Origin of the sequence: Pseudoalteromonas rubra, from assembly GCF_001482385.1 — a bacterium.
GTDB classification, from domain to species: domain Bacteria; phylum Pseudomonadota; class Gammaproteobacteria; order Enterobacterales; family Alteromonadaceae; genus Pseudoalteromonas; species Pseudoalteromonas ardens.
This window is the reverse complement of sequence record NZ_CP013612.1, coordinates 1116111-1129037: the sequence shown is the minus strand read 5'-3', so window position 1 is coordinate 1129037 and position 12927 is coordinate 1116111. Positions and strand designations below refer to the sequence as shown.

General features: G+C 47.4%; 10 protein-coding genes and 1 tRNA gene. 3 read left to right on the top strand and 8 right to left on the bottom strand.

Annotated features, from left to right (window positions below):
• Positions 1-51 precede the first annotated feature (51 nt).
• Together AT705_RS23700 and AT705_RS23695 are read right to left on the bottom strand one after the other, a co-directional pair.
• Positions 52-127 (bottom strand) — tRNA-Ala (locus AT705_RS23700).
• Positions 128-288: 161 nt separating this feature from the next.
• A complete protein-coding gene (locus tag AT705_RS23695; RefSeq protein ID WP_058798779.1) occupies positions 289-813 on the bottom strand; it encodes an NADPH-dependent FMN reductase in 525 nt (174 codons plus the stop codon).
• Between the two features lie 142 nt (positions 814-955).
• Between AT705_RS23695 and AT705_RS23690 the strand changes: the two genes are divergently transcribed.
• On the top strand, positions 956-1876 hold the full coding sequence (locus tag AT705_RS23690) for a LysR family transcriptional regulator (protein WP_058798778.1): 921 nt from the start codon (positions 956-958) through the stop codon (positions 1874-1876).
• Positions 1877-1926: 50 nt separating this feature from the next.
• On the opposite strand, the gene AT705_RS23685 is transcribed toward AT705_RS23690, so the two are convergent.
• The 4 genes from AT705_RS23685 to AT705_RS23670 form a co-directional block, all read right to left on the bottom strand.
• Positions 1927-2937, bottom strand: coding sequence for a tetratricopeptide repeat protein (locus AT705_RS23685; protein WP_058798777.1), 1011 nt, complete (start codon positions 2935-2937; stop codon positions 1927-1929).
• 65 nt (positions 2938-3002) lie between these two features.
• Entirely contained in the window at positions 3003-4217 is a 1215-nt protein-coding gene (locus tag AT705_RS23680; protein WP_058798776.1) for a hypothetical protein, read from the bottom strand.
• Between the two features lie 59 nt (positions 4218-4276).
• Positions 4277-5908 carry a trypsin-like serine protease gene (locus AT705_RS23675; protein WP_058798775.1) on the bottom strand — a complete coding sequence of 544 codons (1632 nt, stop codon included), beginning with the start codon at positions 5906-5908 and terminating at the stop codon, positions 4277-4279.
• Between the two features lie 298 nt (positions 5909-6206).
• A complete protein-coding gene (locus tag AT705_RS23670; protein WP_058798774.1) occupies positions 6207-7010 on the bottom strand; it encodes a substrate-binding periplasmic protein in 804 nt (267 codons plus the stop codon).
• 483 nt (positions 7011-7493) lie between these two features.
• Here AT705_RS23670 and AT705_RS23665 point away from each other — a divergent pair, with 483 nt between their 5' ends.
• On the top strand, positions 7494-7889 hold the full coding sequence (locus AT705_RS23665) for a hypothetical protein (protein WP_058798773.1): 396 nt from the start codon (positions 7494-7496) through the stop codon (positions 7887-7889).
• Between the two features lie 214 nt (positions 7890-8103).
• A complete protein-coding gene (locus AT705_RS23660; protein WP_058798772.1) occupies positions 8104-10686 on the top strand; it encodes a reprolysin-like metallopeptidase in 2583 nt (860 codons plus the stop codon).
• 66 nt (positions 10687-10752) lie between these two features.
• Here the strand turns inward: AT705_RS23660 and AT705_RS23655 are convergent, their stop codons facing one another.
• Together AT705_RS23655 and glf are read right to left on the bottom strand one after the other, a co-directional pair.
• On the bottom strand, positions 10753-11775 hold the full coding sequence (locus tag AT705_RS23655) for a hypothetical protein (RefSeq protein ID WP_058798771.1): 1023 nt from the start codon (positions 11773-11775) through the stop codon (positions 10753-10755).
• Between the two features lie 4 nt (positions 11776-11779).
• Positions 11780-12898, bottom strand: a complete 1119-nt coding sequence (gene glf, locus AT705_RS23650) for a UDP-galactopyranose mutase (protein WP_058798770.1) — start codon at positions 12896-12898, stop codon at positions 11780-11782.
• Positions 12899-12927 lie beyond the last annotated feature (29 nt).

Here is a 12927-nt window from a genome sequence, read left to right as displayed (position 1 = left end):
CTGCATTGTAACTAAGGCGGAATAAAAACAACATGGGAAGGATAAGAGATTTGGTGGAGCTAGGCGGGATCGAACCGCCGACCTCTTGCATGCCATGCAAGCGCTCTCCCAGCTGAGCTATAGCCCCAAATCGACGACAAAGATACTAGAAGATTTTTTTGTCTTTGAAAACCCCCAAAGGTAACTTTTTTAAAGTAATTAGGCTGTTAGAATAAAAATCAAACAGGCCGGGCAATATTTTATATCGCCCGGCCTGTGTTATCAAGGTGTTCAAACGCTCAAGTTTGTTTAGTGCAGTAACTTAAGAACAGCCTCAAGCTCTTGTTTAATCTCAGCATTTTTCAGCTCACCGGTCTCTGAATCAAAATTGTCAAAGAAGCTAGGAACTGACAGACTGGCTTTAACATCCGCAGCAAAATAAGGTGCAGAGCCCACAGCCGATGCCAATACACTTTTTGCACCGCCTGGACCCGGAGACGTGGCCATCATCAGCATAGGCGTATTCTGATATACCTTCATATCGATGCGTGATGTCCAGTCAAACAAGTTTTTGTAAGCCGCTGAATAGCTGCCGTTGTGCTCAGCAAAGGAAACGATAATCGCATCCGCAGCACCAATTTTGGCAAAGAAACGCTGCGCTTCGTCCGGAATGCCACCGTCTGTTTCACGCTCAATGCTGTAAATTGGCATTTCATAATCATTCAGGTCCAGTACTTCGACCTCGGCATTGGGGATCAACGAGGCAGCATAGCTTGCCAGTTGCTGGTTAATAGATTGACGGCTGTTGCTGGCTGCGAATACTAAAACTTTCATGGGATTACCCTCTCAAAATAAGACAAATTTAGGTTTGTGCAGGTGTTCACTTCGATAAGCGTTCACCTCAAGCTGATGACAACCAGTGTATATTAGGTTTTAATAATGATTAATAGGGCAAAAATAAAGTTACTATTTCCATATGAATAACAATCTTTTTGAAGGTATTGAGATCTTCACTGAAGTCGTCGAGAGTAAGAGTTTTATTGCCGCAGCACAAAAACTGGGTCACTCTCCTTCGCATGTCAGCAAAGTGGTCGCCAGACTTGAAGAAAGGCTGGGTGTGCGACTGTTAAACCGCACCACGCGCACATTGGCCCTGACGCCCGAAGGTGAGTCTTACTATCAAAATTGCACTCAGCTGATCCAGGATGCTCAGGCCGCAGCACAACAGCTAAATGTGACTGATGACATCCCCAGAGGCACACTTAAAATCACCTGTCCGGTGGCGTTCAGTACCGACTACCTGCAACCCGTGTTGGCTGAGTACCTGAACCGCTATCCAAATGTTTCACTGAAATGGGATCTTGAAGATAAAGCCGTTGACGTGGTTGGTGATGGCTATGATCTGGCCGTACGGGCAACCCCGCAACTGGAAGAATCCAGCCTGATCTGCAAACGTGTTTATCAATGCAAGACCTACGTTGTTGCCAGCCCGGACTATATCAGCCGGTTTGGACAACCACATCATCCCAAAGAGTTAGAAAAGCATCACAGTATTTGTTACAGCAATCATAAAACCCCGGATCGCTGGGAGTTCAAAGATAAACAGGGCAACCCCTTTTATGTAGATGTGCGACAACGGATCTTGTGCAATAACGGTCATATGCAAACTGCCATGGCCCGTGATGGGATAGGCATTGCGCGTCTGCCTGCATTTTATGTCGATAAATTTATCACGCAACAGCAACTTATTACCTTGTTTCCTGACTACCCGCAGCCAGATGTCAACGTTTATGTTGTTTATCCAAGTCGCCGCCACCTGTCACCCAAAGTACGGCACTTTATCGACCTGTTGTCAGGGCATTTTGAGCACATAATCAAATCGCGACCTGTATTTTGAATCCGCTGTGTCCTATGGTACAAATTGGCCGGGTAATGGCAGCGATATACTTACCAGTTACAGGCTTTAACTACCTTATACCAGCTGCGCTCAAACGATCTGACTATCACTGGCTTTGGCAAATTAACTTCAACACCCAGTGGCTTTGCCAGGTGCTGAAATACCAAGCGACGAATATTATCATCCTGAAGCTGGGTGTATGCCAGTTTAAGACTGTTTTTGCTCTGCTGGCTGACCGGGTGCCCTTCAAGTTGCATAAATCGGGCATTAATCCAAAGTAACATAGCCTGCTTAGTTTCGTTAGGGAATGCCGCGGTCAGCCTGGAGGTTGGTCCGTACAAACGCTGATAATTCAACAGTTGCTCCTGGATAATAAAAGCAAATAACAGATTCACCCCCGCAGAGATCTGCCCAGATCGTTTATCTATTTCCTGATAACTGGCAAGCGCATTTCGAAACTGCAGCTCAGCCTCTGCAACTTCACCCAACTCTAATGCTATGATCCCTAAATTATTATTAATAATGCCATTTTTTGCTGTAATACCAGCCTTATCAGCAATACTCATCGCCCTGCCATACAAGCGTCTGGCTTTGGCATAATCACCAAGTTGTCGTGATACAAGGGCCAAACTATTCGTCAGTACCAACTTCTGCTGCTCCGACTGAGCATACTTATAGGCACATTCTAAGCTCAGCCTGGCATCGTTAAAGTAATCATGACGCCGCAACCAGATCCCCAGCGCACTCAATGCGGTGGGGAGTTTTTCGATAAAATAGGGATGGCTATGGTGGGAAAAAACGGCTTCCAGAGAATATTCCATCTGTGCCAATTGATGGGTAGGCACGGCAGCCCGCATGCGAATGAAGTGCCAGCGTAAAAACAAAGAGGTCGGCAGCTGCTGAACATTATCAAGCTGCTCCAGCAACACTAAGGTCGTTGCCGGGTCAACCGTCAGGTAATCCTCAGCTTCCTGAAGTTTATCGATCACCTCACTGGGTGTTGCAGCCCATAATGTCATCGGGAACAGCATCATCCACAGGCCAATCATCGCTCGTAACATCACCCGTTCCGCTTTCGCCTATCTCCTGAAACTATAGAATGCACGCAGCAATTGTTCAAAGTCACTCACTGATGTTCGAAGTATATGCGATAAGTGCTGGACCAGATTGGATAATCCACTTCCATCAGATAACAGCGGTAGTTAGCAGGGTCCAGGCTGGCGTAGCGGAACAAATAGTCAAGCTTTTGCTGTTGTACAGTATCCCAGTGCAATGCCTGCGCTCCGGCATTTAAATCAATCAAACGCAGTTCTGGAAATTCAGGCAGGCGCTCGGTCCACATATCCTCTAAACTGAGCTTCCCTTCTTCCACTTTTTGGTTGCTATGATAACAACCGACATTCACGCAACTGTGGCGATCCAGCTGCTTTTCTATCAGCACCAGTAAGCGCAACTTTTTGGCCGGGTTTTTAATCGAAATACTGGTAGAGCTACACTGACTGTCGTGACTTAACGGGTCAACCAGCTCATCTGGATTATTAAAAATAAAGGTTGCATCAAAACGATCATAGTTCGTGATGGGGTCAAAGACCAACCCGCTGTTACCAGGTGAATAACTGGCAAAGGCCTGATGCAGCCCAGGTGTTGATAGTTCTTGCGCAATGCCGATACTAAAACGCTTTGATTCAACACGACAATTGGCATCTATGTTCAAAGGGGCGATGAAATCATCATTGTGAGGATGCGTGTAAAACTGCACGAAAGGTGCGGCGCCCGTCTCACGCTTGATCTGCGATTTGCTGATCATGGCCACTTCCTGCAAAAAACCATCTCGGCCTTTGCCCCGGGTTAGCACATAAGCACAGAAAATCTCTTCCATACTCATACCAAGCAGCGACTTGGCCGCATAATACAACTGAGCCCGCTTATCCTGACCAGAGAGATTTACATCCCGTGCTTTCACTTTGTCCTCTTGCCGGTTGTCCAGTAATCGCTTTAGCTCTGCATGACTTCTTGCATATTGAGGAATGGTCGCAGAAAAGCGCTCACTCACCTGGCGCCACTGCACTATCAAATCACAGGGGATATGCCCTGTCAGCTGCTCACCCAGCACGCTCAGCGCCTGTTGCCCGGGTAAATGGTAGAGTACCTGTTCGCCAGACTTGGCCTTGTATGCATTAAATAAACGCTGACTGGTTGAGCGATGACACCCAATATGGCGGGCAAACCCGCCTATGGTTTGTGCTTGTGCGGGCACCGCCCGCATTATTGCCGTAAGTACTTTCTTAACACGCTCACCCAGTCTGCGTAATTCACTGTGCGCCTGATGACTCAGTCCCATGATCTTCTTTAATACCGTTTACTTTCTGATAGATTACCCGGGACTGAGCAAAAAAGCGACTAGTTACAGGTGCCTACAGATTTCCATGGACCCCAAGGACCTGACTGGGCTGGATCTTCACCCTGCACCCACCACTGGGCTTCATATACCTGACCACCTTTAGCTACCAGATCACCTGTGTTGTACACTGTGCTAGGGCTCCAGCTAGGAATACCCTGACAGTTGTTGTCACCGCCAACCGTCACCTGTTTTGAAAGGGTGCTGCTTTGGCCCTGATCATCTGTCACAGTCAGGCGGATTGTGTAGGTTCCCGCTGCCGCATAGGTATGCGTCACAGAAGATTGTGATGCGCTCTGACCATCGCCAAACTGCCACTGGTTTGACACGATTTGACCATTATCTGTACTGGTATTAGTCAAAGTAACACTCAGGCCTGACTTAGCCACGGTAAAGCCCGCAACCGGTGCCGGATCGCCGGTACCACCACAACTATCCAGTTTCTTCCAGACATTCGGGTATAGATCAGGCTGAGCACCAGAAGACCACCAGATGGCCTCATAGATATTGCCCTGATAAGACACTTTGTCACCTAATGCATAAGAAGTGGCACGATCCCAGGGTGATACATCACAAACAGGCGGCTCGCCAATCGACACAACCTGAGACACGCTGGATGTCTGCTGTGCAGTATCTGTCACGGTAAGTGTCACATTGTAACTACCATCAGCGGCATAGGTATGACGTGGGTTTGCTGCGCTTGAGCGGTTACCATCACCAAAGTTCCAGTCATAAGCTGTGATGCCGTAGTCATCAGTCGCCCGATTCTCAAAGCTCACTGTCATACCAGAAACCGACGCACTGAAATCCGCAACCGGTTCTTCATCCGTCGGGTTATCCGGGCTCAGACCCGTTTTACGCTCAATCCAGTCCAGGTAGCTGGTTGTACGAGTAAATGCCGTCGCGCCAGAGCAGGCAATACCCCAGCTCACAGTACCAATGCTGTAGAAATCGTTACCAACACGGACCGCATAAGGACCACCGCTGTCACCATTACAGGCTGAACGACCACCTTCGCCGCCACCACAAATGACAGAACCGGGAATGTTAAAGTTAAGCTGACTGCTACAACTTGCATTGGAGATCACAGGTAGCTGAGCTTCGCGCAGCACATCGCTAGGACGACCGCGGTTAGAGGTTAATCCCCAACCTGATACCGTCGGGTAAGTGCCAACACCGGCATGCTGATCCGCAATGGACTGTGTTGGTAACTTAGCCGGGGTGTATTTGCTTGCAGCAGGCGTTGCCAGGCGCAGTACGGCAATATCATAGCCGGAACGGATACCGTTCGCACCGCGCCAGTTCTCATGCATAATAATCTGAGATACTCTCAGGGTATCGCCATCTCCACGACTGATTGAATGGGCACCAACACGTACCGTCAGGCTGGCTGTAGAGGCATTATCCAAACAGTGTGCAGCTGTAAGCACCCAGTTTTCACTCAACAATGTACCACCACACCCCTGACGACCATTCATCAATAAAGCAACCTGATATGGCCTTGAATAAGCTGGGGTTTCAATTCCACCAACAACGCTAGGGGTGACATCTGTTAGTGCCGGTTCCAATGTATTTGCAGAGACAGAGCCGACTGACAGTGACATCACAGCAGCGGCCAAAATTGTAACTTTCATGTTGTATCCTTGTTAGGTTATTGCTCAAAAAGCAATCTAGAAATAATCTGAGATACACACAGAAGCAATGGGCGTGATGAAAAAAACAACTGGTACGACCACATTTAAATTTAGTATTTCCCCCCCTCATTAGTTTTAAATTTAATCACTTAAATGTAACGAAAACCTTACAGTAGTATGTGAGCTTTATTTCACATTTTTTCAATGAGGATGACAACAAACACATTGGAACGTTTTAAATTTCAGTGCTTTAAAACTGTACCTCAGGTAAGATTGTCTTGAATCTGTCATCAGAATATCAGGGGACTGAGCCATCAATCAGCGGTACTGGCATGTCATAAGTGACTAATGGCATTATAATGCCATACTTGCTGTAAACTTGGGCAATCTTGCCTTGCTCCACAAGATACCTGAGAGCCCGATTTATCTCCGCCTTTAGCTTAGTATGTTTGGGTTGCATGCGCATTGAAACTGGCAGCTTACTGACCTCGTAAATTTCAGTAAACCCCCTGTATTCAGGGTATTTAGCAATATAGTAAGCTGCGACTACATCGCCTATCAGAATATAGTCAAGACGAGCGTAAGCCAGCTGTGCCAGCAATTTTTTTTCAGATATATTGTCATAAACGACGATTTTGTCCGGCCCGAAATGCCGTTCAAACGCACCATAGCTATAGCCTCTGACCACTCCTATCAGCTGATGATAAAAAGATCTGGGGCTCGTATGAGGTCGGGCACCTTCACGCCCTAACACGATTTCACGAGAAAATGCGTAATGAACGCTATAAATACCCGGGACTTTGGAGTGTTGTCGCCAACTGGGGTTAACGCCTGGTTCAATGTCAATTTCTCCAGCCTCAAATAGCCTCTGGCCACGTGCCACAGACAGTGCAATAAACTCGAACTCGTGTCCGGTCTGCGCCGCAATGAGGTCGAAGATATCCCTGAAAATACCTGCCTGCTTTCCCTTTTCAAGATAATTGTAAGGTGGATTGGCACCATGATAGACCAGAACGGAGAAACGCTCAGCCTGGACACTTGCCGACAATAAGACCAGCACCACTAACACACAGTGCACAAGCTTTAGAGATTTTTCACGCATAATAACGTGCTCAAACAAGCAAACCCGAAGGTTCAGAAATAAGCATATAAGTAGACGTTTAATTTTGCGGTTATACAGATCTTAAGCTTAGTTAAGCAACACGCTTAGGCAAAGAAATATAAACAAATTGTTATCCAAACATCGGATATTTAAGTTATCTGAATAAGAAAAAAGAACCAGCGATATGAAAATATTCATACGCATTAAGTGAGAAAGAAAGTAAGTACAAACTTACAGTTTAGGAAAGTCAACAATCGAGGTTAAATTGAATGGAATTTGCACAAAAATAAAAATATATAAATAAAACTTTCTTTATTTCGTCTATTTATCGAAACATAAGTTTCATGATAATGTACCACCATGAGTTCAAAGGCGCGGTGACACGCACCGCGTCATTGTCATCTGCTGTGATTCTGGGCAAAGGGTTACCCTTGATTTATTACGTCTGATCTCAGCGCTTTATAGCAAAAAGGAAGTTTATTTATGAAAAATGCGTTACTTGTTTCTTTACTCTCACTTGCAAGCACAACAGCAATTGCCGCGGTCGCACCAGCGGAGCACGCGCCTGTCAGAGCGGGATATGCCAGTGTCGACGAAGTAATTGAATATGGCCGTCAGTATCAGGAAATAAAAGGTCAGCTTCTGGATGCAGGATACGAACTTCAGTCATGCAACCAGCATGTACTGAACTACTTTGTACAGCCTGCGTCCGCCGTGTATCTGTACGCCCAAGCTGAATGCACTTACTCTCGCTCTGTAGGCGGGGATTACTCACTGGAAACAGACTATGCCATGGTCAAGATTGACGTAGACTACCACCAGTTCAACCAGCTCTTTCACGAAGGAACAGTCAACGTCAATTATGTCACTGTATACTAAGGTATAAAGACCAAACAGCGTTACGCTTTCAATCAGTAATCCGGCAAGGACAGCGGGATCATGATTCTGACCTCAGGCCGCAGACGTGCGGCCTTTTTCGTTTTCGTACCAAGCACTATGTATCTGCCAGGATACAAAAGACAGACAATCAGATACCCAGCTACCAACAACAAAACGCTACAGTCCTATTGGAATTCATCAATGGGATACGATTATGAAAAAACACCTAATTGCGCTGGCCCTGTCACACGTCGCCTGCACCTGCGCAATCGCCGCTTCACCGCTTTGGCAAAGTGTGGAACAACATCATGCCAAGCCACAAAACCATCACAGTCAATATCTGTTGGACCAAAGTGCGCTGCACGCGCAGCTCAGTTCACTGAGTGACACGCAAACAACCTCTCTGATGCTCCCTCTGCCTGATGGCAAGCTGGTTGAATTTGTGCTCAAGCCGAACCAGGTCATGGCGCCAGCACTGGCAAGCAAATTCCCGCAGATCAAAACATTCAGCGGCCACCAAAAAGACAATCCAATGCACTACGGACGATTTGATCTGGGGCCAAACGGCTTTTTTGGTGTCTTTAACTATCAGGGGCAGCGTATCTACCTGGATCCACAACCACGCTCAGGCAAACACCACTACCGCAGTTACACTGGCAACAGTCAGCCCACAGACAAAAAAACACTGAAACAACACGCACCTCGTAAACATCACCGACATGCGCAGATGGTTGATCGTCTGGCACAGCCCGAGCAGAACAATGAAGCCGATACGCTGCCGAACACGCAGATCACGTATCGTATTGCGATTGCCACCACAGGTGAATACGCCCGCTTTCATGGCGGCAGCAAAGAAACAACACTGGCAGCCATTGTGACTATGGTCAACCGGATCAACGACGTTTATGAACGCGACCTGGCAATAAAATTTGAACTGGTTGGCGACAATGACAAGTTGCTCTTTATCGACCCGAATACAGATCCTTTCGACAATACGGATGAAGATATAGATAAAATAAGTTCGCAAATCAATACCCTGATTGGTGCTGATGGCTATGACATTGGCCACTTGGTTGGCACCGGTGGCGGCGGCCTTGCCGGATTTGAAGTTGTTTGCACCGAACTCAAAGCGGAAGGGATAACCGGTAGCGAGGAGCCCACCAATGACGCCTTTCATATCGACTATGTTGCGCACGAAATAGGCCACCAACTGGGTGCCGATCACACCTTTAATGGTGAGGCAGGTGCTTGTGGTGGTAACCGCGCTCCAGACAGTGCCTACGAACCGGCAAGTGGGTCAACCATCATGGGTTACACTGGCATTTGCGATGAGCAGGATCTGCAAGCCAATTCCGATCCTTACTTCCACATTCATTCTCTGGACCAAATGAACCGCTACGCGCGGCTATCATCGGGTAAAAGCTGTGGGGTTCATACTGAACGCGGCAATGCCAAACCACAAGTGAATGCTGGCACAGATCGCACCATTCCAGCACGCACGCCTTTTACTTTAAGCGGGACTGCCACAGACAAAGAGCAAGACACGATCAGCTACAGTTGGCAACAGTTTGATCTGGGCGAGGCGTCTGCGGACAAAGTCCAGGATAGCGTTGATGATGGTAAAAGACCGCTGTTCCGGACCTTTAATCCAAACAACACACCACAACGCACATTACCAAAAATGGCAGATATCTTGTCCGGTCAACCAAGTTTTGGCGAAGCCTATGCCACCACGACCAGAGCGCTTAACTTTCGTCTGGTTGTCAGGGATGGTCAGGGTGGCGTGAGTGATGATGCGGTGAAAATCGCCGTCATTGGCAATGATCAGGGCTTTTCCGTGACCCTACCAGACGGCTCAAGCCAATGGCGTGGCAACACACAGTTAGTGAAATGGCACACTGCCGACACAGAAAACGCCCCGGTTTCCTGCGCAAACGTCGATATTTTACTGTCCGAAGACGGCGGTCAGACATTTGCGACGGAGCTGGCAAAGCAAGTGCCAAATTCCGGCCAGTATGAAGTGCAGCTCGGTAATATCCGCACTGAGCAGGCCCGTATTCAGATCAAATGTCATGACAACATCTTCTTCGCAATCAACCAGGGTAACTTTAGTATCAATAGCGAGTCCGCCGCTGACACAACGCCTGAGATCAAGGGACAAAAGCCGCTTAGCCTCGACGAAGATGGCAGCTTGCAGATAAAACCGGATGATCTGATCCTGGCACAAACAATGACCATAGATGCAATCACTTTAGCCGAGGGCGCACACTACCAGATCACGGGTACAACACTCACACCTGCTACACACTTTCATGGCGAACTCAGTGTGCCGGTAACAGTAACCAGCGGCACACTCACCAGCGCGCCTTACACACTCACCGTCACTGTAAAATCTGTCAATGATGCCCCTGAGGCGAACAAGGATACATACAGCGTTGACTTTGCGTCAAAAAACAATGCGCTCGCTGTAATCGATAATGACCGGGATGTAGATGGTGATACGCTGAAGATAAGTAGCGTGGATTATCGTGGTGCAGGTCAGGTGACCATCAGCGACAATCAGTTAGTGTATACACCGCAAGATGACTTTTCCGGCACTGAAGTCTTTCGTTATGATATCGAAGACGGACAAGGGGGCAGCGACTACGCAACCGTGACGGTGACGGTGACGGTAAAAGCCAATCCCAACCCCGACGATGGAGACAATAATGATAAAGACGACAACAACTCAGGCTCGTTCGGCCCTTGGGCAATACTGAGTGGATTGTGTTTGTTGCTACGCAGACGACGCACCTAAGCAATCAGGCCAGGGGTCGACGTATCAAGCCTGCCACCTGGCCATGGTTATGAGCCCGAGCGTTCGTTAAACCAGTCTGTCCAAAGCACGAGTCAGATACTGACCCGATTGCACATCCGCTTTAACTCTTTGCACATTCTGCTTCATCTGATCGATTTGTTCAGGTGTCAGCTCCGCAAGGCGCGTTTTGATATCGCGCAACGAGCTTACTTTAAAGCCAATTCCCTGCTCCTCAACAAAGTCAGCCATAGCTGCCTTGTCCCAGATGATGATAGGCATATCACACAACAAGTATAAAGACAGTTTATGTGGGTTGTTGTACTTAAGGTACTGACCCGTCACGCCATCACAGGTATCCAGAGTGTTGCCATACCAAACCAGACCAAAGTCTCCGTCAATATGATCGATCACCTTATCCGACGGGAAACACCCTTTATAGTCGAGAATCGTATTGTTGATGTTTTTGACTTTCTTCTCATCATAACCAACACCATACAGATCAAACTTAAAGTTACCGCGCTCCAGTCCATCCAGCTCGTACACAAATGGACCCATGTTACCGGCAAACACCACCCGAATTTGATCGTAGTCGGTTGGCGTACGCTGAGCATTTGGGTTATCGGTATGCAGATAGTCGAACACTTCGATGTTGGTAATCTCAGCTTGGATATTCTGCTCTTCAAACCAGGCGCGCATTTTGTCGTTATGCACAATCAACTGATCTGATTTATTCAGCATGTTGATTTCTTTTTCTGAGTGACCGTACTTACCTTTGAGGCTGCGCACGTCGTGCACCAGTGTCAGCACTTTACTGTTTTTCAGTTTTGCGCCCCACAAACAGTAACCGTAAAACTTGTTAAACGGATACTGCAAACACACCGTACTGCCCGACTTCAGTCTCAACAGCGCCCAGCTTACGCCCAACGCACTGATCAGCGTACCCAGTATAGAGTTTGCTATCCAGGTCTGCTTAAAGCCGATATTTTGCCAGCCGTTGTTCTGCAAAATGGTCTCACAGTCCATCTTTGCCTTACCGGCTGCATCAAACTTAGAGCGGTAATTTCTTGCGATATAAACTTTACGACTCATGATGTTATGCCAATTCCTTGCTGGTTAATGCCAGTGCCGCTTCTATGGTGTCGTCCATATCATAGTATTTATAGTCGGCAAGACGGCCACCAAAAATAAACTTATCAGCATAAGGGGCTGTTTTTGCCAGCTCCTGATAACGTGCTAACAGCGCATTATTGGTTTCGTCGTTAATCGGGTAGTAAGGCTCGTTGTCTTTACTAAACTCATGAGGATATTCTTTGGTGACAACGGTTTTTTCCTGCGTACCAAATTCAAAATGCTTATGCTCCAGAATACGCGTATACGGCACATCGCGCTCGGTGTAGTTCACCACCGCATTACCCTGATAGTTTTCCTCATCCAGCACTTGCGTTTCAAAATGCAGGCTGCGATATTCTAGCTTGCCAAACTGACAGTCAAAGAACTCATCAATTTTACCTGTGTACAGTACTTTATCTGCCAACTTGTTGAGGTTTTCAGCATCTTCAAAGTAGTTCACACCCGTTCTGACTTCCACACCTTCAAACAGGGCATCAGTCAGGGCATTGTAACCGCCGATCGGGATCCCCTGATAACGGTCGTTAAAGTAGTTGTTGTCGAAGGTAAACCTAAATGGCAGACGTTTGATAATAAATGCTGGGATTTCAGTGGCCGGTCGACCCCATTGCTTTTCGGTATACCCTTTGATGAGCTTTTCGTAGAGATCGCGACCACCCAAGTACAATGCCTGTTCTTCGAGGTTTTGCGGTGTCAGGTCAGCATACGGCGCACGCGCTTCAGCGATTTTCTCTTTTGCCTCTTTTGGTGTGGTCACGCCCCACAGCTGATAAAAGGTATTCATATTAAAAGGCAGGTTATAAAGCTTGTCTTCGTGTCTGGCAACCGGCGAGTTGACATAGTGATTGAATGTCACGTAACGATTTACGTAATCCCACACCTGCTGGTTGCTGGTATGAAAAATATGTGCGCCGTACTTATGTACGTTAATCCCTTCAACCTGTTCACAGTAGATGTTACCACCAGTATGGTCGCGCTTATCTATCACCAGGACTTTCTTACCCTGATCGGTTGCTTCTCTGGCGAATACAGCACCAAACAGGCCTGCACCGACAATCAGATAATCGTATTGAGCTTCATTCATTGAAATTTGCCTTTGTGAATCGTTCATGG

Excerpts from the sequence above, each read along its gene's own strand:
- AT705_RS23685 (WP_058798777.1), bottom strand. The coding sequence starts at position 2,937 with ATGTTACGAGCGATGATTGGCCTGTGGATGATGCTGTTCCCGATGACA.
- AT705_RS23665 (WP_058798773.1), top strand. The coding sequence starts at position 7,494 with ATGAAAAATGCGTTACTTGTTTCTTTACTCTCACTTGCAAGCACAACA.
- AT705_RS23680 (WP_058798776.1), bottom strand. The coding sequence starts at position 4,217 with ATGGGACTGAGTCATCAGGCGCACAGTGAATTACGCAGACTGGGTGAG.
- AT705_RS23670 (WP_058798774.1), bottom strand. The coding sequence starts at position 7,010 with ATGCGTGAAAAATCTCTAAAGCTTGTGCACTGTGTGTTAGTGGTGCTG.
- glf (WP_058798770.1), bottom strand. The coding sequence starts at position 12,898 with ATGAATGAAGCTCAATACGATTATCTGATTGTCGGTGCAGGCCTGTTT.
- AT705_RS23660 (WP_058798772.1), top strand. The coding sequence starts at position 8,104 with ATGAAAAAACACCTAATTGCGCTGGCCCTGTCACACGTCGCCTGCACC.
- AT705_RS23655 (WP_058798771.1), bottom strand. The coding sequence starts at position 11,775 with ATGAGTCGTAAAGTTTATATCGCAAGAAATTACCGCTCTAAGTTTGAT.
- AT705_RS23695 (WP_058798779.1), bottom strand. The coding sequence starts at position 813 with ATGAAAGTTTTAGTATTCGCAGCCAGCAACAGCCGTCAATCTATTAAC.
- AT705_RS23690 (WP_058798778.1), top strand. The coding sequence starts at position 956 with ATGAATAACAATCTTTTTGAAGGTATTGAGATCTTCACTGAAGTCGTC.
- AT705_RS23675 (WP_058798775.1), bottom strand. The coding sequence starts at position 5,908 with ATGAAAGTTACAATTTTGGCCGCTGCTGTGATGTCACTGTCAGTCGGC.